This window comes from Streptomyces sp. NPDC006655, from assembly GCF_040703965.1.
GTDB lineage: Bacteria > Actinomycetota > Actinomycetes > Streptomycetales > Streptomycetaceae > Streptomyces.
Map to the genome: position 1 here is coordinate 125,099 of NZ_JBEYJU010000011.1, position 19,855 is coordinate 144,953.

The window sequence follows — 19,855 nt, forward strand, 5'->3', positions numbered from 1 at the left end:
CCCATACTCGAAAGGTGACCGCCACCGACACACCCCCCTTCGACGCGATCGTGCTCGCCGGTGGCGCCGCCCGGCGGCTCGGCGGAGCCGACAAGCCCGCCGTGCGGGTGGGCGGACGCCCCCTCCTGGACCGCGTCCTGGCGGCCTGCGCGGGTGCCGAGCAGACCGTCGTCGTGGCGGACCCCCGCGCCACCTCCCGGCCGGTCCGCTGGACCCGCGAGGACCCCCCGGGCGGCGGCCCGGTCGCCGCCCTCGGCGCCGGCCTGCGCCACAGCACCGCCGCCTACGCGGTCGTGCTCTCGGCCGACCTGCCGTTCCTCGAAGAGGCCACCGTGGCCCGGCTGTTGTCGGTACTCAGCGCCTCCAGCGCCGACGCCGCGCTGCTCACCGACGCCGACGGCAGGGACCAGCCCCTGGTGGCGGCCTACCGCACGACGGCGCTGAGGCACGCCCTGTCGGCCCTCGCCGGGGACGAGCAGGGCCTCACCGGCCTCCCCCTGCGGCGCCTGACCGCCGCACTGGACCTCACCCGCGTCCCGGACCCCCGCGCGTCCTTCGACTGCGACACCTGGGACGACATCGCCGACGCCAGGGCACGCATCAGGGAGCATGAGCACGTGTTGGATGAATGGATCTCCGCAGTCAAGGACGAGCTGGGCATCGACCTGGACGTCGACTTCCGCCTGCTGCTCGACGTGGCCCGGGACGCCGCGCACGGAGTGGCCAGGCCGGCCGCCCCGCTGACCACGTTCCTGGTCGGTTACGCGGCCGCGCAGGGCAAGGGCGGCCCCGAGGCGGTCGCCGAGGCCGCCCACAAGGCCGCCGCCCTGGCACTGCGCTGGGCGGAAGAGACGAACACCCCCGGCGACCCGGCCCCGGACACCCCGCCCAGCGGCGCCCCCGGCTCCGAACCCCCCGCCCCCGGGCCCGGCCGATGACCGCCCCCGGGGCAGGGGCAGGTGCGCCCGTCAGGGACACCGACGACGATCTCGACGTCGAGGAGGCGCTCGCCCTCGTGAGAGAGCCCCGAGAACCCCGGGAGCCCGGGCGTGACGCGGTCTCCGCAGCCGCCCAGGACGAGCACCGCCACGGCCCGGCCGCCCACGGCGCCCCCTCGGCCCACCGCCACCGCGCCACCCCCTGGCTCCAGGCCCGCGAGATCGCCGCCCGCGCCGCCCGGTCCGGCGCTCGCCGAGCCCCCCTCTCCGTCCCGCTGGCCGACGCCCTCGGCCTGGCCCTGGCCGCCCCGCTGGACGCGCTGGCGGACCTGCCCTCCTTCGACACCTCCGCGATGGACGGCTGGGCGGTGGCGGGCCCGGGCCCCTGGGACGTACGCGACGAGGGGGTGCTGGCCGGACACGGACAGCCCGAGCCGCTCACCGACGGCGAGGCGGTCCGCATCGCCACCGGCGCCCGGGTCCCGGCGGACACCACCGCGGTGCTCCGCAGCGAGCACGGCCGTACCGACGCCCAGGGCAGGCTGCACGCCACCCGCGACACGGTCCACGGCCAGGACATCCGCCCGCGCGGCCAGGAGTGTCGCAGCGGCGACCAGTTGCTGCCCGTCGGCACCCTGGTCACCCCCGCCGTCCTCGGACTCGCCGCGGCGGCCGGCTACGACACCGTCACCGCCGTCCCGCGCCCCCGCGCCGAAGTCCTGATCCTGGGCGACGAGTTGCTCACCGAAGGGCTGCCGAGCGAGGGGCTCATCCGGGACGCGCTCGGCCCGATGCTGCCGCCCTGGCTGCGCGCCCTCGGCGCCGAGGTGACCGCCGTGCGCCGGCTCGGTGACGACGCCAGGGCCCTGCGCAAGGCGATCACCTCCTCGACGGCCGATCTGATCGTCACCACGGGCGGCACCGCCTCCGGCCCGGTCGACCACGTGCACCCCACGCTGGACCGGGTCGGGGCCGAACTCCTCGTCGACGGCGTCACGGTGCGCCCCGGCCACCCCATGCTGCTGGCCCGCCTCAAGGAGAACCAGCATCTCGTCGGCCTGCCCGGCAACCCCCTCGCCGCCGTCTCCGGCCTGCTCACCCTCGCCGAACCGCTGCTGCGCACCCTCGCCGCCCACCCGGCGCCCGAGCCGTACGCGCTGCCCCTGGCGGAAACGGTGCACGGACACCCGTACGACACCCGGCTGATCCCGGTGGTGCTGCGCGGTGACGCCGCGATCCCCCTGCACTACAACGGTCCGGCCATGCTGCGCGGTATCGCCGCGGCCGACGCGCTCGCGGTCGTACCGCCGGGCGGAGCCCAGCAGGGGGCGGAGACGGAACTGCTCGACCTGCCGTGGGCGGCCGCCGGTATCGGGGTGTGTTTCACGTGAAACTTCCCGGCCATGACGCCATCGCCCGCCAGGCGGACGAACACCTGGTGACCCATCGGGTGAAACTCCCGACGAAAGTGGTGGAGCGCCCGATCCGCCAGGTCGCCAAGCGGCTGGCCATGGCCCTGCTCGTGCTGATCGCCACCGCGTTGATCGTCTACGCCGACCGCGACGGCTACAACGACACCTCGGACAGCTCGGTGGACCTGCTCGACGCCTTCTACTACGCGACCGTCACCCTCTCCACCACCGGCTACGGCGACATCACGCCCGTCAGTGACGGCGCCCGGCTCATCAACATCTTCGTCATCACGCCCCTGCGCGTGCTGTTCCTCATCATCCTGGTCGGCACCACGCTCGAAGTCCTCACCGAACGCACCCGGGAGGAATTCCGCCTGAACCGCTGGAGGTCCGCCTTGCGCGATCACACCGTCGTCGTCGGCTTCGGCACGAAGGGACGTTCGGCGATCCAGACCGTCTGCGCGACGGGGCTGAGGGCGGAACAGGTCGTCGTGGTCGACCCCAGCTCCAAGGTGATCGACGCGGCCACCGCCGAGGGCTACGCGGGGGTCGTCGGGGACGCGACCCGCAGCGAGGTGCTCAAGCGGGCCGAGGTGCAGCGGGCCCGGCAGATCATCATCGCCACCCAGCGCGACGACACCGCCGTCCTGGTCACCCTGACCGCCCGGCAGCTCAACCGGGGCGCGAAGATCGTGGCGGCGGTCCGCGAGGAGGAGAACGCGCCGCTGCTCAAGCAGTCCGGGGCCGACGCCGTCATCACCAGCGCCAGCGCGGCCGGCCGGCTGCTCGGCCTGTCCGTGCTCAGCCCCGCCGCGGGCATGGTCATGGAGGACCTCATCCAGCAGGGCAGCGGCCTGGACCTGATCGAGCGCCCGGCGGTCAAGGCCGAGGTCGGCAAGACCCCGCGCGAGACGGCCGACCTGGTGGTCAGCGTCCTGCGCGGCCACCGGGTGCTCGGCTACGACGACCCGGCCGTCGGCACCATCCAGCTGACGGACCGCCTCATCACCATCGTCCGGGCCTCCCCGGGCAGCCGGGTCGCACCGGACATACGGCCGCTGCCCCGCGCCTGACCGGGCGAGTGGCCGGTACCGCCGCCGTCGGGGTCCGGGCAGGCGAGGAGTAGCGTCGCGGACATGCATGCGATCACGATTCCCGAACCCGGTGGACCCGAGGCGCTGGTGTGGGACGAGGTCCCCGACCCCGTGCCCGGCGAGGGCGAAGTACTGGTCGAGGTGGTGGCCAGCGCCGTCAACCGCGCCGACATCATGCAACGACAGGGCTACTACGATCCCCCGCCTGGTGCTTCCTCCTATCCCGGCCTGGAGTGTTCCGGGCGGATCGCCGCGCTCGGCCCGAACGTCTCCGGCTGGTCGGTCGGCGACGAGGTGTGCGCACTGCTCGCGGGCGGCGGCTACGCGGAGCGGGTCGCCGTCCCGGCCGGTCAGCTGCTGCCGGTGCCCGAGGGTGTGGACCTCCGGTGGGCCGCCGCGCTGCCCGAGGTGGTCAGCACGGTCTGGTCGAACGTCTTCATGATCGCCCATCTGCGCCCGGGCGAGACGCTGCTCGTGCACGGTGGCTCCAGCGGCATCGGCACCATGGCGATCCAGCTGGGCAAGGCGGTCGGAGCCAAGGTCGCGGTCACCGCGGGGACGAAGGAGAAGCTGGACTTCTGCGCCGAGCTCGGCGCAGAAGTCCTCGTCAACTACCGCGAACAGGACTTCGTCGAGGAGGTGAAGGCGGCCACCGACGGGGCGGGCGCCGACGTCATCCTCGACAACATGGGCGCCAAGTACCTGGACCGGAACGTGCAGGCCCTCGCGGTCAACGGGCGGCTCGCGATCATCGGCATGCAGGGCGGTGTCAAGGGCGAGCTGAACATCGGCGCGCTGCTCGCCAAGCGGGCCGCGATCAGCGCGACCTCGCTGCGCGCCCGGCCGCTCGCGGAGAAGGCGGCGATCGTCGCGGCGGTGCGTGAGCACGTCTGGCCGTTGATCGCTCAGGGCCATGTCCGTCCGGTCGTCGACCGGGAGCTGCCGATGGCCGAGGCGGCGCAGGCGCACCGGGTGGTGGAGGCCAGCGACCACATCGGCAAGGTCCTGCTGGTCACCGGCTAGGGAAACCGCCCGGCGGCGGCTAGAGAAACCGCCCGGCGGCGGCTGGGGAAAACGCCCTGGTCCGGCCGCGGAATCGGCCTGGTCCGGCCGCGGAGTCGCCCTGGTCCGGCCGGGGAATCCCGCTAGCCGCGGCGCACTCGCAGTCCGATGAAGGCGAGGCCGAGTCCGAGGCCGATCAGGACCAGTCCGCTGCCCAGCGGCAGGATGTCCAGGACGGGCTCGGTCTCGCCGTCCTGGCCGGGGGCGATGGCCTGGTGGACGGGTGGCGGCTGGGGCGCGGTCGGGTTCACGGCGGCGTCCCGGGGCGGCTGCGCGGCCGTGGCGGCCTGGCTCTCGGCGCCGTCCTCCGCCTCGTCGTCGGGGTCGTCGGGGTCGTCGTCGCCCATCACCGTCACCGCCGGTCCCCGGTGCCGTCCCGGCCGCGTCCGGCCCTCACCGGCCACGGTCCCGGCCAGGGACGGCCGGGGGGTGGCCGAGGCGGTGGCGGAGTCGGAGGGCCCCGGTCCGTGGCCGTGGGCGACGGCCGTGCCGGACGGCAGCAGGACCGTCGCGAGGAGGAGCAGCAGAAGACCGCCGAAGGCGGTTCGCAGCCTTGGAGTCACGTCGGTGACCTCCTGGAGCACGGTCGTCGTCAGGGCCGACGCCCACCAGCCTCACATTGAGTGGCAAACCGGGCATTTCTGGTTCGCCCGATGGGTCTACGGCCGGTCCGGGCGCGATCCGAAAGGTGGATCAGCTCCATAGGGGGGCACCACGGTGGTGAGGTGTACGGGTGCGAGAGAATGGCGGCATGGAGATGCCGAGGAACGAACGGTCGACCGAGAACCCGCAGATCCTGGTCGTGGGCCAGGACGGAATGGCTCTTGGCGGCGGCAACGGGGACGAGGACTCCCGAGAGATCCCGGTGACGGAGATGGTGGAACAGCCCGCCAAGGTCATGCGGATCGGCAGCATGATCAAGCAGCTTCTGGAAGAGGTGCGCGCCGCTCCCCTCGACGAGGCCAGCCGGGTCCGGCTCAAGGAGATCCACGCCAGTTCCGTGAAGGAGCTGGAGGACGGGCTCGCGCCGGAGCTGGTGGAGGAGCTGGAGCGGCTCTCGCTGCCGTTCACCGACAACTCGACCCCGTCAGACGCGGAACTGCGCATCGCGCAGGCGCAGCTGGTGGGCTGGCTGGAGGGGCTGTTCCACGGTATTCAGACGACCTTGTTCGCCCAGCAGATGGCCGCCCGCGCCCAGCTGGAGCAGATGCGCCGCGCGCTGCCGCCGGGCGTCGCCGGCCACGAGGGCGACGAACACGGCCAGGCCGGCCGCACCGGCGGGCCGTACCTGTAGATCTCGTAGCGGTCGAAAGGGCCCGGTGTGCGAGCGCCGGGCCCTTCTTACGTCCTCGTGCCTCAGCCGGTGGCCGGGTTGCCGGTGGACACCTTCAGCTCGATGGTCGGCATGTCCTTCGGGTCGACGTCCGTGCCGGAGGACGGGAACTGGTCCATGACGGTGCCGTCGCCGAACGTGTTCTCGTCGACGTTCGTGATCTTCAGCTGCCATCCGGCGGCCTGGAAACAGGCCTTGACCGACTTGATGTACTTGAACTTGAAGTCCGGGACCCGCACCTTCTTCGGGTCGTTGTAGGACTCCTCGGGCTCGGTGCACTCGGTCGTCTCGACGGTCTTCGAGGTGTCGGGTCCGCGGTAGCCCGAGGCGTGCGAGGCCGAGGCGCTCGCGCTGCTGCCACCGCCGCCGCCGTTGTCGTCTCCGCCGCCGCTGTTGTGCAGCGAAAGCGCGACGACCAGTCCGATCACCGCGATCAGAGAGACCGCGACCGACCCGATGACCACCGGCCGGCTGCCCTTCCCGCCGCCACCGCCCCCCACCCCGGTGGAGACGGTCCCGGGGGTGGTGTACGGCGGGCTGGGCGGCGCCGGCCGGCCGTACCCGGCCGGGGTCTGGTAGCCGGCCTGCTGCGGGTAGCCGTAGGCGGGTGACGGCGCCGGCGCCGGAGTGCCGTACGGGTTGGGTGCCGGTGCCGGCTGGTACGGGGTCTGCACCGGTCCGGACGCCGCGGGCGTGGCCTGGTCGACGGGCGGGAACACCGCGGAGCCGACCCCGGAGCCGCTCTGCGCCCGGGGGACGCCCGGCACGATGCTCGGCGCCGCGGGCTGGAGCGAGGCGGCCACCCGCAGGCACTCGTCGCGCATGGACTCGGAGGTCGGGAATCGTTCGTTCGGGTTCTTCTTCAGCGCCCGGGCCACCAGCGCGTCCACGGCCGGCGGAAGCGAACGGTTGATCGAGGAGGGGGCGACCGGCTCCTCCTGGACATGCGCGTAGGCGATCGCGAGCGGGGAGTCCGCGTCGAACGGCAGTCGCCCGGTGACCAGCTGGAACAGCATGATGCCGACCGAGTAGAGGTCGGAGCGGGCGTCCACGCCACGGCCCAGCGCCTGCTCGGGGGAGAGGTACTGCGGGGTGCCGACGACCATGCCGGTCTGGGTCATCGAGGTGACCCCGGACTGCATGGCACGGGCGATCCCGAAGTCCATCACCTTGACGACCCCGCGCTTGGTCATCATCACGTTGCCCGGCTTGATGTCGCGGTGGACCAGCCCCATCTCGTGACTGATCTCCAGCGCGGCCAGCACATCGGCGGTGATCTTCAGCGCTTTGTCGGCGGGCATCGCGCCGAACTGCCGTACGTCCTCGTCGAGCACCGAGCCGAGCGGGCGGCCCTCGACGTACTCCATGACGATGTACGGCATCGTGGCGCCGTCGAGCGCGTCCTCGCCGGTGTCGAACACGGAGACGATGTTGGTGTGCGTGAGCTTGGCCACTGCCTGGGCCTCGCGGCGGAAGCGCTCGCGGAAGGCCTGTTCCCGGCCGAGTTCGGTGTGCAGGGTCTTGATCGCGACCTGGCGGTCCAGGACCGTGTCGTAGGCCAGGTGCACGGAGGCCATGCCGCCCTCGCCGAGCAGGTCGCGCAGCTGGTAGCGGCCACCGGCCAGAGCCCGCCCCGTGTAACGGCCGTGTGCGCCGTCGTGGCTCATTTTCCCCGTCCCCCGTCGGCCCCTCAGGCACCCTTGTTGATCGAATGTCCCATTCCCGGCCAAGTCTGCCCCAGGGCACTGACACGTCAAGCGCGGTGCCCGTTCCGTGACCGTACGCGAAGGAAGAGTCGCGCAAGCGTTACAGCGGCCGTACGCCCGGTACACAGAATTTGCACGACGGCGAGGGGTGCGGGTTTCATGGCCGGTCCGTCCACGGGCCGGATCCCGGACCTGCGGGTTGCCCGGAGGCTGTAGCGTGGCCGACGGAGACCGTGACAACACCGCGCGCACCGCGGGCAGAAACGACGGCGAGGACCGATGGCACAGACGCACAGCGCCCAGGGCCCGTCCGACCCCGAGGCGACTGGCGGCGGCATGTCAGACGCGCCGGAGATGTGGGGCAACCAGGGCCTGGTCGGCGACGGCCGGTACCGGCTGACCCACCGTCTCGGCCGGGGCGGCATGGCCGAGGTGTTCGCGGCCGAGGACGTACGGCTCGGCCGCACCGTGGCCGTCAAGCTGCTCCGCGCCGACCTGGCGGAGGACCCGGTCTCCAAGGCCCGGTTCACCCGCGAGGCACAGTCGGTCGCGGGCCTCAACCACCATGCCATCGTGGCGGTGTACGACTCGGGCGAGGACGTCGTCGGCGGCCAGTCGGTGCCGTACATCGTGATGGAACTGGTCGAGGGCCACACCATCCGCGACCTGCTGATCAACTCGGAGGCGCCCGGCCCCGAGCAGGCCCTGATCATCGTCTCCGGGGTGCTGGAGGCGCTGGCCTACTCGCACCAGCACGGCATCGTGCACCGCGACATCAAGCCGGCCAACGTCATCATCACCCAGACCGGCTCCGTCAAGGTGATGGACTTCGGCATCGCGCGCGCCCTGCACGGCGCGTCCACGACGATGACGCAGACCGGCATGGTCATGGGCACCCCCCAGTACCTGTCCCCGGAGCAGGCGCTCGGCAAGGCCGTCGACCACCGCTCCGACCTGTACGCCACCGGCTGTCTGCTCTACGAACTCCTCGCGCTGCGGCCGCCGTTCATCGGGGAGACCCCGCTGTCGGTGGTCTACCAGCACGTCCAGGACATCCCGGTGCCGCCGTCCCAGACCTCCGAGGGAGCGGCCCCGCCGGAGCTGGACGGCCTGGTCATGCGCTCGCTCGCCAAGGAGCCCGACGACCGTTTCCAGACCGCCGAGGAGATGCGCGGCCTGGTCCAGTACGGCCTCCAGATGCTGTACGACCAGGGCGGCCACACCGGCACCTGGAACACCGGCCCGGTCACCGTGCACGACGGCCGGCACACCCCGGCCTCCGGGTTCGCCGGTACGACCGTGATGCCGCACCCGACGGCGGCCTCCGGGACCACCCAGATCCCGCAGCCGATCCTGCCCTCCGGCTACGGGGGCGGCGACGACGGTGGCTTCGAGGGGCACGGCAACCAGGGCAGCGGCCGCGGCAAGCTCTGGATCCTGGCCGTCCTCGCGGTGATCGCCATCGCGGCGGGCGTCGCGCTGGCGCTGAACAACGGCGGTGGCGGCGGTGACGGTGGCGGCTCGGGGCCGTCGACGTCCCCGAGCGCCTCGCAGACCACCAAGGACGAGACGCCCAGCTCCAGCCCCACCGACGAGACCAGCGCCACGTCCTCGGACACGGGGACCGGCACGAGCGGTTCGGGCAGCGGCAACCACCACGGGTACACGAAGTCGCCGACCCCGTCGTACAGCCAGTCCCAGCAGCAGAGCAGCGAGCCGAGCAGCCAGCCGAGCGAGACGGCCAGCGCCTCGCAGCCGACCGACACGGCGAGCTCGCCGGACTCTCAGCCCTCCGACACGACGGGCACGGACGCCGGCGGGACCGACCAGGGCACCATCTCCGGCTCCGGCCTGGGCGGCGGCGGTTGAAGGACACCCACACCCTTCGGTGACTGAGAAGGTGTGACGAGGCACGACAAGGCACGGCGAAGGCGCCCTCCCGTCACCGGGAGGGCGCCTTCGCCGTACCGGCCGGCGTCACGCCACGAACGCGTCGCACACCGCTTCGTACTCCGCGGTCCACCACACGGCGAGGGCCGAGGCGGCGGGGAACTGGGAGTCCGCGCGGGTGTCGCCGCGCTCGTAGTGCCAGCGCAGCATCCAGAAGTCGTTGAGCCGTTCCCACCACACCCGGCGCACGGCCGCCGCCAGCTCCGAGGGCGTGGCCCCGGCCGCGCGCCGGTACGCGCGCGCGTACGCGCGGACCTTGCGCAGGTCGAGCGCGCCCGCCGGGCGGACGAAGAAGATCACGGCGGCGCGTACCGCCTCCTCCGCGCGCGGCTGCACCCCGAGCCGGTCCCAGTCGACGATCGCGGCGGGGGCGTCGTCGTCCTTGTACAGCAGGTTGAACGGGTGGAAGTCGCCGTGCACCCAGCCCACCGGGCCGCCACGCGGCGGGCGCCGGCCGGCGTGCTGCTCCAGGAGTGCCCGGCGCTCCAGGAGCCGGTGGCGGGCGAGTTCGTCGAAGGCGTCGGCCGGGCGGTGGCGGCTGACCCGGGTGAGCAGGTCGTCGATGAGCGCGAAGGTGTCGGCCGGGTCGGCGCTCTCCACGGGGTGGGGACCGGCGGCCGGGCGGGTGCGCCCCTTGGGCGGCATCACGTGTTCCAGGCAGGCGTGCACGGCCCCGAGCAGCGCGCCGAGCCGCGTGCACTCCCCGCGCGTGAGCTGTCCGCCGTGCCGGTGCCTGCCGTCGATCCAGGGGTGCAGGGCGTAGGCGTGCCCGCCGACGACCGCGACCGTCCGGCCGTCGCGGTGGGCCAGGGGCGGGGCGACCGGGACGCCGACGGCGGCGAGGCGCTGGGTGGCCAGATGGCGGCGCTCGATGGCGGTGGGGTCGGCGGTGTCCGGATCGAAGTGGTGCTTGAGGAAGTAGCTGCCGCGGGTGGTGCAGAGGCGGTAGCCGCGGTTGAGGAGACCTTGTTCCACGGGCTCGCAGGCGAGTGCGGAACCGGCGGCGTAAAGCCGGAGCAAGGTGCTCAGAGGGGGCGCATGGGGCACGAGGGGTGGTACGAATGAGCGCGGCACGCGGCAGATGCTAGGGCACCGGATGTGGCCTTGAGCTGGGGATAGTTGCAGACAGTCGCTGTTGGTCGCATTCGGTCACAGGGTGGACCGTGACGAACTCGGGTGCGAAGCGTTCTTCCCGTCACCTGGTCCCGCGAGATAACGTGCCGTTGCTCCGGCGTCCTGCAAGGCTCTGACCAGCTAGCTTCCGGCCCGCGTCGATCTCCTGGGGATCCCCAGGGGAAATTACTTGGATTTCCAAGCAAAAACGCAGGTCAGGAGGGGTTTCACAGAAATGTGGAGCACTGGGTAACGTGCTTGTTGCAGGGCGCTCGCCGGGGCACCTGTCACGCCTGTTCCCGGCCGAGTGGCACCCACCCCGTGCCACGGGTGTCGGAAGCAGGTGAGCCGCACTGGTTCACCCGGCAACCCCGGGGGCCGGACCGACGGAGGAGCACACGTGAGCGTGGACAGCAGTGCCGCGGGCACACCGCGACGCAGCGCCGCAGGCAAGGCCGGTACCACCGGCAGCAAGACCGGCACCAAGCGCACCACCAGCCGCACCACCACTCGCACCACTACTCGCACCACGACGAAGAAGAGTGCCGAGCCCGAACTCGTGCAGCTGCTGACCCCCGAGGGCAAGCGGGTCAAGAACGCCGAGTACGACCCCTACGTCGCCGGGATCACCCCCGACGAGCTGCGCGGCCTGTACCGCGACATGGTGCTCACGCGTCGTTTCGACGCCGAGGCCACCGCCTTGCAGCGGCAGGGCGAGCTGGGCCTGTGGGCCTCCCTGCTCGGCCAGGAGGCCGCCCAGATCGGCTCCGGACGCGCCACCCGCGAGGACGACTACGTCTTCCCGACCTACCGCGAGCACGGCGTCGCCTGGTGCCGCGGGGTCGACCCGACCAACCTGCTGGGCATGTTCCGCGGCGTCAACCACGGCGGCTGGGACCCCAACACCAACAACTTCCACCTCTACACGATCGTCATCGGCTCGCAGACGCTGCACGCGACGGGCTATGCGATGGGGGTCGCCAAGGACGGCGCGGACAGCGCGGTGATCGCCTACTTCGGCGACGGCGCGTCAAGCCAGGGTGACGTCGCCGAATCGTTCACCTTCTCCGCGGTCTACAACGCTCCGGTGGTGTTCTTCTGCCAGAACAACCAGTGGGCGATCTCGGAGCCGACCGAGAAGCAGACCCGGGTGCCGCTCTACCAGCGTGCGCAGGGCTTCGGCTTCCCGGGTGTGCGGGTGGACGGCAACGACGTGCTGGCCTGTCTCGCGGTGACCAAGTGGGCGCTGGAGCGCGCCCGCAGCGGCGAGGGCCCGACGCTGGTGGAGGCGTACACCTACCGGATGGGCGCCCACACCACGTCCGACGACCCGACCAAGTACCGGGCGGACGAGGAGCGTGAGGCGTGGGAGGCGAAGGACCCGATCCTGCGCCTGCGCCGGTACCTGGAGGCCTCACACCACACGGACGAGGGATTCTTCGCGGAACTGGAGACCGAGTCCGAGGCGTTGGGCAGGCGGGTGCGCGAAGCGGTGCGGGCCATGCCGGACCCGGACCACTTCGCCGTCTTCGAGAACGTGTACGCCGACGGGCACGCGCTCGTCGACGAGGAGCGGGCACAGTTCGCCGCCTACCAGGCGTCGTTCGCAGATGTGGAGGGGGTCTGACCATGGCAGCGGAGAAGATGGCTCTGGCCAGGGCGATCAACGAGTCGCTGCGCCGCGCGCTGGACGCGGACCCCAAGGTGTTGGTGATGGGTGAGGACGTCGGCAAGCTCGGCGGTGTCTTCCGGGTCACCGACGGTCTCCAGAAGGACTTCGGCGAGAGCCGCGTCATCGACACCCCGCTCGCGGAGTCCGGGATCGTCGGCACCGCGATCGGTCTCGCGCTGCGCGGTTACCGGCCGGTGGTGGAGATCCAGTTCGACGGTTTCGTCTTCCCGGCCTACGACCAGATCGTCACCCAGCTCGCGAAGATGCATGCGCGTTCGCTGGGCAAGGTCAAGATGCCGGTGGTCGTCCGGATCCCGTACGGCGGTGGCATCGGCGCGGTGGAGCACCACTCCGAGTCCCCCGAGGCGCTGTTCGCGCACGTGGCGGGCCTGAAGATCGTCTCTCCGGCCAACTCCTCGGATGCCTACTGGATGATGCAGCAGGCCATTCAGAGCGACGATCCGGTGATCTTCTTCGAGCCCAAGCGGCGTTACTGGGACAAGGGCGAGGTGGACCCGGAGGCCATCCCGGGCCCGCTGCACAAGGCCCGCACGGTCCGCGAGGGCACCGACCTGACGTTGGTCGCGTACGGTCCGATGGTGAAGCTCTGCCAGGAGGTCGCCGACGCGGCCGCCGAGGAGGGCAGGTCCCTGGAGGTCCTGGACCTGAGGTCCGTCTCCCCGCTCGACTTCGACTCCATCCAGGCCTCGGTCGAGAAGACCCGTCGGCTGGTCGTGGTCCACGAGGCGCCGGTGTTCTTCGGTTCGGGTGCGGAGATCGCCGCGCGGATCACCGAGCGCTGCTTCTACCACCTGGAGGCCCCGGTGCTCCGGGTCGGGGGCTACCACGCCCCTTATCCGCCGGCCCGCCTGGAGGAGGAGTACCTGCCGGGCCTGGACCGGGTGCTCGACGCCGTCGACCGCTCGCTGGCGTACTGAGGAGAGGGTCGTGACGACGATGACGGATGCGTCCGTACGCGAGTTCAGGATGCCGGACGTGGGCGAGGGGCTCACCGAGGCCGAGATCCTCAAGTGGTACGTCCAGCCGGGTGACACGGTGACCGACGGTCAGGTGGTGTGCGAGGTCGAGACGGCCAAGGCGGCCGTCGAACTGCCCATCCCCTACGACGGGGTGGTGCGTGAGCTGCGCTTCGCCGAGGGCACCACGGTGGACGTGGGCACGGCGATCATCACGGTGGACGTGGCGGGCGGGGCCCCGGCGCCCGCGCAGGGGCCCACGCAGGAGCCCGTGCCGGAATCCGCGCCGGAATCCGCGCCGGAGGAGGAGCCGAAGCCGCAGGGCCGCCAGCCGGTGCTGGTCGGCTACGGCGTGGCGGCCTCCTCGACGAAGCGCCGCCCGCGCAAGGGACCGGAGGTGACGGTCGCCGAGGCGGCGGTCCGCTCCGCGGTCCAGAGCGAACTGAACGGCCACGCCCACGCGCCCGCCCCCGCGGCGCCCGCCGACGCCCCGGAGGAGCGCCCGCGCCCGTTGGCCAAGCCGCCGGTGCGCAAGCTGGCGAAGGACCTGGGCGTGGACCTGGCCACGGTGACCCCGTCGGGCCCGGACGGCGTCATCACGCGCGAGGACGTGCACGCGGCGGTGGCGGCGGCTCCCGAGACGACGGCGGCCGCACCCGAGGCACCTGCGGCTCCCGCCGTACCCGCCGTACCTGCGGCCCCCCTCACCTCGTACGACACCGCTCGTGAGACCCGCGTGCCCGTCAAGGGCGTCCGCAAGGCGACGGCGGCGGCGATGGTGGGCTCGGCGTTCACGGCCCCGCACGTCACGGAGTTCGTGACGGTGGACGTGACGCGGACGATGAAGCTGGTGGAGGAGCTGAAGCAGGACAAGGAGATGCAGGGGCTGCGGGTCAACCCGCTCCTCCTCATCGCCAAGGCGTTGCTGGTCGCCATCAAGCGCAACCCGGACATCAACGCCTCCTGGGACGAGGCGAACCAGGAGATCGTGCTCAAGCACTACGTCAACCTGGGCATCGCCGCGGCCACCCCGCGCGGCCTGATCGTCCCGAACATCAAGGACGCCCACGCGAAGACGCTCCCACAGCTGGCGGAGGCGCTCGGTGAGCTGGTCTCCACGGCCCGGGACGGCAGGACGTCACCGGCCGCGATGCAGGGCGGCACGGTCACCATCACCAACGTCGGTGTCTTCGGTATCGACACCGGCACGCCGATCCTCAACCCGGGCGAGGCGGCGATCCTCGCGGTGGGCGCGATCAAGCTCCAGCCGTGGGTGCACAAGGGCAAGGTGAAGCCGCGTCAGGTCACCACCCTGGCCCTCAGCTTCGACCACCGCCTGGTCGACGGCGAACTCGGCTCCAAGGTCCTCGCGGACATCGCCGCGATCCTCGAACAGCCGAAGCGGTTGATTACCTGGGGCTGAGACCGGATAGGTTGAGAGAGTGGACGGCCGCAAGTTTGGATTGCGGCCGCCCACTGCATTTCAGAGCTGGTTCAGCACGTAGACCGGCGCCCCCTCCTCCGTCCCACCCCGCGAGTGAATGCAGGCGTGCTTGCGCAGCAGCCGGAGACACTCGTTGACGCGGTGCACCGTCAGGCCGGTGCGCGCGGCGATCGATTCGAGCGGCTCGCGCAGCTCACCCTTCTCGACGAGGACCGGGGCGATCACGACGGCCACCGTCCACACGTCCTCGGTCACGGACAACCGCCTTCGCCAGTCGGCGAGTACGGACTCGGTGGTCGGTAGCGCCACGGGCGGCCCGTAGGGCTTGCGGCGTTCGAGGACGAGTTCGTCGAGCCGGTCGGCGATCCGCTCCATGGCCCGGACCATGGCCTGCTGCACGGCGAGCGTGCTCCTCTGCAACTCGATCAGTTCGCGCTGACCATTCGCCAGTTGCTCGTCCAGCTGAAGGTTGTGCGCCTCGAGCCGGACGATGGCCTCGGCCACCTGCTCCGGCATGGCGTACGCGATCGGCGCCCCCGGTTCGGTGGGCTGCACCTCGGCCTCTTCGAGAGTGTAGGAACCCTCCCGTTGGACGGTCTCGATCACTTCGGCGACCCACTGTTTGAAGGGGGCGCAAGCGGGCTTCGTGCAGGCGTTGACGAGCAGGATGAGGCCTTGGAGATCGATGAGATTCATGTCTCGCCGCCACTCCCGACCTGCGGGAACGCTGAGACCGTAAGCTCCAGTTACGGTCTCGAGACACTCTCGATGTGCTGCGGGAACGTGATCGGCGAGAGCCTGCCGAGAGTTGGTGTGCCCGAGCTCCTTGCACACGTCCACAGCCGGGAACCAGTGCGTTCCGTCCGGCATGGTCAGTCGTCGCACCCGGGATCCTGTCGCCGCGTACACGAAGTCGCTGACGTCGATGGCCTCGTGGCGGCCGGCGGGTTTCGCTTGCTTGTTGGGTTCGTTCATGGGAACCACCTCCGCTGCGGAACCTAGGGCGGACAAAATCGAATATGCCAGTCACATACCTGCATGTTCACGATTGCGAGGGAAGAACGGGAGTTCTGCTGCGTGGTGCCTTTCGGGTATGGCAAAAGGCCCGCCGCATGGGGTGCGGCGGGCCTTGGTGCGGAGCGGGTCAGATCGTCGCGAAGCCGTAGTTCAGGAGCTTCGTGGCGTCCGTGGCGCGCTGGGTGATCGAGGAGGAGGCGAGGACGGTGCCGATGACCGTCTTGCCGTTGCGGGTCGCGGCGAAGACCAGGCAGTACTTGGCCTCCGGGCCGGAACCGGTCTTGATGCCGATCGCACCGCTGTAGCTGCTGAGCAGCGTGTTGGTGTTGGTCCAGGCCGCCATGGTGCGGGTGGAGCCGGTCTTGGTGATCGTCTTCGCCGTGTAGCTCTTCGTCTTGACGACCGTGCGGAAGGTGGCGTTCTTCATCGCGCTGCTGGCGATCTTCGTCAGGTCCCGCGGCGTCGAGTAGTTGTTGCCGTTGCCGATGCCGTCGAAGGAGTCGAAGTGGGTGTGCGTCGCGCCCACGCTCTTCGCGGCGGTGTTCATCTTGCCGATGAAGTTGGCGACACGCTTGGCGCGGGTGGTGCCGGAGCCGTACTTGTCGGCGAGCGCGTAGGCGGCGTCGCAGCCGGAGGGCAGCATCAGCCCGTAGAGCAGCTGGCGGACGGTCACCTTGTCGCCGACGATGAGGTGCGCCTGGGAGGCGTTGTTGGCGACGACGTAGTCGCTGTACACCTTCTGGATGGTGACCTTGGCGTCCAGGTTCAGGTTGGACTGCGCGAGCACGACCTTGGCGGTCATGATCTTCGTGGTGGAGCCGGTGGACAGTTGGGTGTCCGCCTGCTTCGTGTACAGCGTCTTGGCGTTCGCGTTGTTCATGACGTAGCCACCCTTGGCCACGATCGAGGGTGCGGTGACGGCCTGCGCGGGTGCCGCGGTGAGGGCCCCGGTCGCGAGCATCGCGCCGGACGTGACGGCGACGGCGACGGCCCTGCGGAGACGGGTGCCCTTAATACCGGTAATCAACTGAAATACCCCGAGTCGAGTCGTAATGCCCCTGTGATGCGGCCGAGTTGGGGGTGCCAAAGCGTGTGGGGCCGCATGTGTGTGACACGTAAGTAGCACAGATGGTTGTGCGGTTGCTGGGTGCGATGTACGTCACGTCCGCATGGTGGACGACGCACTCCCTTGCGTACGCGTTGTATCTAAGCTGTGGGCATGAGCCTGGCCGTCAAGCAGCCCCCCGCCGCCGACCGTGTCTACTCCCATGTCAAACAAGGCGTCCTGGACCGTCACTACGAAGGCGGCACTCTCCTCACCGAGGGCGAGCTGGCCGAGGCCGTAGGGGTCTCCCGCACGCCGGTCCGCGAGGCGTTGCTGCGCCTCGAGGTCGAGGGTTTGATCAGGCTTTACCCGAAGAAGGGCGCCATGGTGCTGCCGGTCTCCGCACAGGAGATCGCGGACGTGGTGGAGACCCGGATGCTGGTCGAGGAACACGCGGTGCGCAAGGCCGTACCCCCGTCGGCCGCGTTGGTGGCCCGCCTCCAGGAACTGCTCGACCGGCAGAAGGCCGAGGCCTCCGCCGGTGACCTGGCCGCCGCCGCCGTCACCGACCGCTGCTTCCACGCCGAGATCGTCCGCGACGGCGGCAACGGGATCCTCTCCCGCCTCTACGACCAACTGCGCGACCGTCAGCTGCGGATGGGCGTCGCGATCATGCACGCCCACCCCGACCGGATCGCCAAGTCGCTCACCGAGCACGAGGAGATCCTGGACGCGCTGCGCGCGGGGGACGCCGATCGTGCGGTCGACCTAGTGCACCGGCACGTCGACTGGTTCGCGCACCTGGCGCGGGGTGAGGTCCGATGAGCCGCAGCGGCACGCCGTTGCCCGGTGATCCCCCGGGCGGCCGCCGGGCCGTCGCCGTGTGGGGCATAGGCGTCTCGGTCTACTTCGTCGCCGTCATCTTCCGTACCTCCCTCGGGGTCGCCGGCCTCGACGCGGCCGACCGTTTCCACGTCGGCGCCTCGGCCCTGTCCACCTTCTCCATCCTCCAGCTGCTGGTCTACGCCGGCATGCAGATACCCGTCGGCCTGCTGGTCGACCGCCTCGGCACGAAGAAGGTGCTGACCATCGGAGCGGTGCTGTTCACCGCCGGACAGCTCGGCTTCGCCTTCTCCCCCTCGTACGGCACGGCGCTCGCCTCGCGCGCGCTGCTCGGCTGCGGCGACGCGATGACGTTCATCAGCGTGCTGCGGCTCGGCACCCGCTGGTTCCCGGTCCGGCGCGGCCCGATGATCGCCCAGCTGGCCGGCCTGGTCGGCATGGCGGGCAACCTCGTCTCCACCCTGGTGCTGGCCCGGCTGCTGCACGGCCTGGGCTGGACCCCGGCGTTCGCGGGCAGCGCGCTGGCCGGCGCGGTCGTCCTCGTCCTCGTGTTCCTGTTCCTGAAGGACCACCCCGAGGGGTACGAGCCGGAGCCCTTCCCGCACCAGGGAGCGGCCTACGTACGCAGGCAGATCGCCGCGTCCTGGCGGGAGCCGGGGACCCGGCTCGGTCTGTGGGTGCACTTCACCACCCAGTTCCCCGCGATGGTCTTCCTGCTGCTGTGGGGGCTGCCGTTCCTGGTGCAGGCGCAGGGGCTGTCCCGTGCCACGGCCGGGGAGCTGCTGACTCTGGTCGTCCTCTCCAACATGATGGTGGGACTGGTCTACGGCCAGATCGTCGCCCGGCACCACACGGCGCGGCTGCCGCTGGCGCTGGGCACGGTCGGGGCGACCGCGCTCGTGTGGGCGGCGACCCTGGCGTATCCCGGCGACCACGCGCCGATGTGGCTGCTGGTGGTGCTGTGCACGGTGCTGGGGGCGTGCGGACCCGCGTCGATGATCGGCTTCGACTTCGCGCGGCCCGCCAACCCGCCCGAGCGGCAGGGGACCGCGTCCGGGATCACCAACATGGGTGGTTTCGTGGCCTCGATGACGACGTTGTTCGCGGTCGGGGTGCTGCTGGACGCGACCGGCGACAACTACACCGTGGCGTTCTCGTGCGTGTTCGTGCTGCAGGCGCTGGGCGTGAGCCAGATCCTGCGGTTGCGGGGGCGAGCCGTCCGGCGGGAGCGTGAGCGGTTGGTGGCGAGCCGGGTGGAGACGGTGCACGTGCCCGCGTAATGCTGGAGACGGTGCACGTCAGGCCGTCGTCGGGACCAGGGTCAGGTAGGCCAGGCCCAGGACGCCTCGATAGGTCAGCCAGGCCCTGCGGTGGGCGTCCAGGCGTTCCCGGGTCTCCGCCGCCGAGGGGTGACCGGGGTGGGCCGCCAGCCACACCTCCTGGTCCGCCTGGTACGCCGACTCGAACTCCTCCCACTCGTCCGGGCCTGCCGTCTCGATCCACTCGGGACGGAACCCGGCGGCGACCGCCAGGTCGACCAGCTCCGACAGCTCGTGGTGATCGGTCACCGAGGCAGCCGGCCACATCCGGGACAGTTCGGCGTCCGTCGGCACGCGCTGCCAGAAGCCCTCGCCCAGCAGGACCCGGCCCCCGTCGGCCACCAGGCGGCGCAGCTCACGCAGGGCGGTCACGAGATCGTCGCCGAGCGCCTGGCTCGCGCCGAGGCACAGCACCACGTCGGCCGGGCCGCGGGCGGTCCCGACGGCGGACTCCTGGGCGAACTCCACCCGGCCCGCCAGCCCCCGCGCCTCGGCGGCCCGGCGGCCCCGCTCCAGGTCCGCCGCGTTCAGGTCCACCCCGACGCCCCGCGCCCCCGGTACGGCCTCCAGCAGCCGGAGCAGCAACTCGCCCCAGCCGCAGCCGACGTCCAGCACGCCGCCGGGGTGCGTGGCGGCGAGGCGCCGAACCATCGCGGTCGCGCGGGTCTCCGAGAGGGGGCCGTGGAAGGTGAGGCGGGTGAGGCGGGGCGGGAGGTCGTCGTGCGGTGCGGTGGCAGCGGTCATGCCGGGCACGGTAGGCGTCCGCGGCCGACGGGAGACAGCGAATTACCGGCGTCCGTCTGCCGACTCGCCGACGTCCGTCTGCCGACTCCCTGGCGTCCGTCTGCCGACTCGCCGACGTCCGTCTGCCGACTCCCTGGCGTCCGTCTGCCGACTCGCCGACGTCCGTCTGCCGACTCCCTGGCGTCC

The 19,855-nt window shown here is 71.3% G+C and carries 17 protein-coding genes; 11 read left to right on the forward strand and 6 right to left on the reverse strand.

From position 1 onward, the window contains the following. Nucleotides 1-14: 14 nt before the first annotated feature. From AB0958_RS09410 to AB0958_RS09425, 4 genes are all read left to right on the forward strand, one after another. Nucleotides 15-938 (forward strand): NTP transferase domain-containing protein, encoded by a 924-nt coding sequence (locus tag AB0958_RS09410; protein ID WP_366889754.1) that lies wholly within the window; start codon nucleotides 15-17, stop codon nucleotides 936-938. After that, a complete protein-coding gene (locus AB0958_RS09415) occupies nucleotides 935-2,329 on the forward strand; it encodes a molybdopterin molybdotransferase MoeA (protein ID WP_366889755.1) in 1,395 nt (464 codons plus the stop codon). The genes AB0958_RS09410 and AB0958_RS09415 overlap by 4 nt, the downstream gene beginning before the upstream one ends. Then, nucleotides 2,317-3,423 carry a potassium channel family protein gene (locus tag AB0958_RS09420; protein WP_366889756.1) on the forward strand — a complete coding sequence of 369 codons (1,107 nt, stop codon included), beginning with the start codon at nucleotides 2,317-2,319 and terminating at the stop codon, nucleotides 3,421-3,423. The genes AB0958_RS09415 and AB0958_RS09420 overlap by 13 nt, the downstream gene beginning before the upstream one ends. 63 nt (nucleotides 3,424-3,486) lie before the next feature. Beyond that, nucleotides 3,487-4,467 carry an NAD(P)H-quinone oxidoreductase gene (locus tag AB0958_RS09425; protein ID WP_366889758.1) on the forward strand — a complete coding sequence of 327 codons (981 nt, stop codon included), beginning with the start codon at nucleotides 3,487-3,489 and terminating at the stop codon, nucleotides 4,465-4,467. 122 nt (nucleotides 4,468-4,589) lie between these two features. On the opposite strand, the gene AB0958_RS09430 is transcribed toward AB0958_RS09425, so the two are convergent. Next, the gene (locus tag AB0958_RS09430) at nucleotides 4,590-5,069 is read right to left on the reverse strand and encodes a hypothetical protein (protein ID WP_366889759.1); all 480 of its coding nucleotides are present in this window, start codon (nucleotides 5,067-5,069) and stop codon (nucleotides 4,590-4,592) included. 188 nt (nucleotides 5,070-5,257) lie between these two features. On the opposite strand from AB0958_RS09430, the gene AB0958_RS09435 reads away from it, so the two are divergent. Beyond that, nucleotides 5,258-5,800 (forward strand): bacterial proteasome activator family protein, encoded by a 543-nt coding sequence (locus AB0958_RS09435; protein WP_366889761.1) that lies wholly within the window; start codon nucleotides 5,258-5,260, stop codon nucleotides 5,798-5,800. A 62-nt stretch (nucleotides 5,801-5,862) separates the two neighbouring features. Here AB0958_RS09435 and AB0958_RS09440 read toward each other — a convergent pair whose 3' ends face one another. After that, a complete protein-coding gene (locus AB0958_RS09440) occupies nucleotides 5,863-7,506 on the reverse strand; it encodes a protein kinase (protein WP_366889762.1) in 1,644 nt (547 codons plus the stop codon). A gap of 318 nt (nucleotides 7,507-7,824) precedes the next feature. On the opposite strand from AB0958_RS09440, the gene AB0958_RS09445 reads away from it, so the two are divergent. After that, nucleotides 7,825-9,414, forward strand: a complete 1,590-nt coding sequence (locus tag AB0958_RS09445) for a protein kinase (protein ID WP_366889763.1) — start codon at nucleotides 7,825-7,827, stop codon at nucleotides 9,412-9,414. A 108-nt stretch (nucleotides 9,415-9,522) separates the two neighbouring features. On the opposite strand, the gene AB0958_RS09450 is transcribed toward AB0958_RS09445, so the two are convergent. Beyond that, complete coding sequence (locus AB0958_RS09450) at nucleotides 9,523-10,542, reverse strand: phosphotransferase (RefSeq protein ID WP_366889777.1); 1,020 nt, start codon at nucleotides 10,540-10,542, stop codon at nucleotides 9,523-9,525. Nucleotides 10,543-11,008: 466 nt separating this feature from the next. On the opposite strand from AB0958_RS09450, the gene pdhA reads away from it, so the two are divergent. The 3 genes from pdhA to AB0958_RS09465 are packed head-to-tail and all read left to right on the forward strand — an operon-like array spanning nucleotide 11,009 to nucleotide 14,680. Beyond that, complete coding sequence (pdhA, locus tag AB0958_RS09455; RefSeq protein ID WP_366889764.1) at nucleotides 11,009-12,235, forward strand: pyruvate dehydrogenase (acetyl-transferring) E1 component subunit alpha; 1,227 nt, start codon at nucleotides 11,009-11,011, stop codon at nucleotides 12,233-12,235. A gap of 2 nt (nucleotides 12,236-12,237) precedes the next feature. Next, entirely contained in the window at nucleotides 12,238-13,218 is a 981-nt protein-coding gene (locus AB0958_RS09460; RefSeq protein WP_366889765.1) for an alpha-ketoacid dehydrogenase subunit beta, read from the forward strand. 10 nt (nucleotides 13,219-13,228) lie between these two features. After that, complete coding sequence (locus AB0958_RS09465; protein ID WP_366889766.1) at nucleotides 13,229-14,680, forward strand: dihydrolipoamide acetyltransferase family protein; 1,452 nt, start codon at nucleotides 13,229-13,231, stop codon at nucleotides 14,678-14,680. A 60-nt stretch (nucleotides 14,681-14,740) separates the two neighbouring features. Here AB0958_RS09465 and AB0958_RS09470 read toward each other — a convergent pair whose 3' ends face one another. Together AB0958_RS09470 and AB0958_RS09475 are read right to left on the reverse strand one after the other, a co-directional pair. After that, entirely contained in the window at nucleotides 14,741-15,676 is a 936-nt protein-coding gene (locus AB0958_RS09470; protein WP_132888458.1) for a BRO family protein, read from the reverse strand. A 169-nt stretch (nucleotides 15,677-15,845) separates the two neighbouring features. Continuing rightward, the gene (locus tag AB0958_RS09475; RefSeq protein WP_366889767.1) at nucleotides 15,846-16,745 is read right to left on the reverse strand and encodes a D-alanyl-D-alanine carboxypeptidase; all 900 of its coding nucleotides are present in this window, start codon (nucleotides 16,743-16,745) and stop codon (nucleotides 15,846-15,848) included. 192 nt (nucleotides 16,746-16,937) lie between these two features. Here AB0958_RS09475 and AB0958_RS09480 point away from each other — a divergent pair, with 192 nt between their 5' ends. Both AB0958_RS09480 and AB0958_RS09485 read left to right on the forward strand, forming a co-directional pair. Further along, a complete protein-coding gene (locus tag AB0958_RS09480) occupies nucleotides 16,938-17,588 on the forward strand; it encodes a GntR family transcriptional regulator (RefSeq protein WP_132888460.1) in 651 nt (216 codons plus the stop codon). Next, nucleotides 17,585-18,886, forward strand: a complete 1,302-nt coding sequence (locus AB0958_RS09485; protein ID WP_366889768.1) for an MFS transporter — start codon at nucleotides 17,585-17,587, stop codon at nucleotides 18,884-18,886. The genes AB0958_RS09480 and AB0958_RS09485 overlap by 4 nt, the downstream gene beginning before the upstream one ends. Before the next feature lie 18 nt (nucleotides 18,887-18,904). On the opposite strand, the gene AB0958_RS09490 is transcribed toward AB0958_RS09485, so the two are convergent. After that, nucleotides 18,905-19,669, reverse strand: a complete 765-nt coding sequence (locus AB0958_RS09490) for a class I SAM-dependent methyltransferase (protein ID WP_366889770.1) — start codon at nucleotides 19,667-19,669, stop codon at nucleotides 18,905-18,907. Nucleotides 19,670-19,855: the final 186 nt, after the last annotated feature.

Bases quoted from the DNA above. Each gene is read 5' to 3' on its own strand.
- AB0958_RS09440 (WP_366889762.1), bottom strand. From the start codon at position 7,506: ATGAGCCACGACGGCGCACACGGCCGTTACACGGGGCGGGCTCTGGCC.
- AB0958_RS09425 (WP_366889758.1), top strand. From the start codon at position 3,487: ATGCATGCGATCACGATTCCCGAACCCGGTGGACCCGAGGCGCTGGTG.
- AB0958_RS09490 (WP_366889770.1), bottom strand. From the start codon at position 19,669: ATGACCGCTGCCACCGCACCGCACGACGACCTCCCGCCCCGCCTCACC.
- AB0958_RS09485 (WP_366889768.1), top strand. From the start codon at position 17,585: ATGAGCCGCAGCGGCACGCCGTTGCCCGGTGATCCCCCGGGCGGCCGC.
- AB0958_RS09460 (WP_366889765.1), top strand. From the start codon at position 12,238: ATGGCAGCGGAGAAGATGGCTCTGGCCAGGGCGATCAACGAGTCGCTG.
- AB0958_RS09445 (WP_366889763.1), top strand. From the start codon at position 7,825: ATGGCACAGACGCACAGCGCCCAGGGCCCGTCCGACCCCGAGGCGACT.
- AB0958_RS09415 (WP_366889755.1), top strand. From the start codon at position 935: ATGACCGCCCCCGGGGCAGGGGCAGGTGCGCCCGTCAGGGACACCGAC.
- AB0958_RS09435 (WP_366889761.1), top strand. From the start codon at position 5,258: ATGGAGATGCCGAGGAACGAACGGTCGACCGAGAACCCGCAGATCCTG.
- AB0958_RS09480 (WP_132888460.1), top strand. From the start codon at position 16,938: ATGAGCCTGGCCGTCAAGCAGCCCCCCGCCGCCGACCGTGTCTACTCC.
- AB0958_RS09470 (WP_132888458.1), bottom strand. From the start codon at position 15,676: ATGAACGAACCCAACAAGCAAGCGAAACCCGCCGGCCGCCACGAGGCC.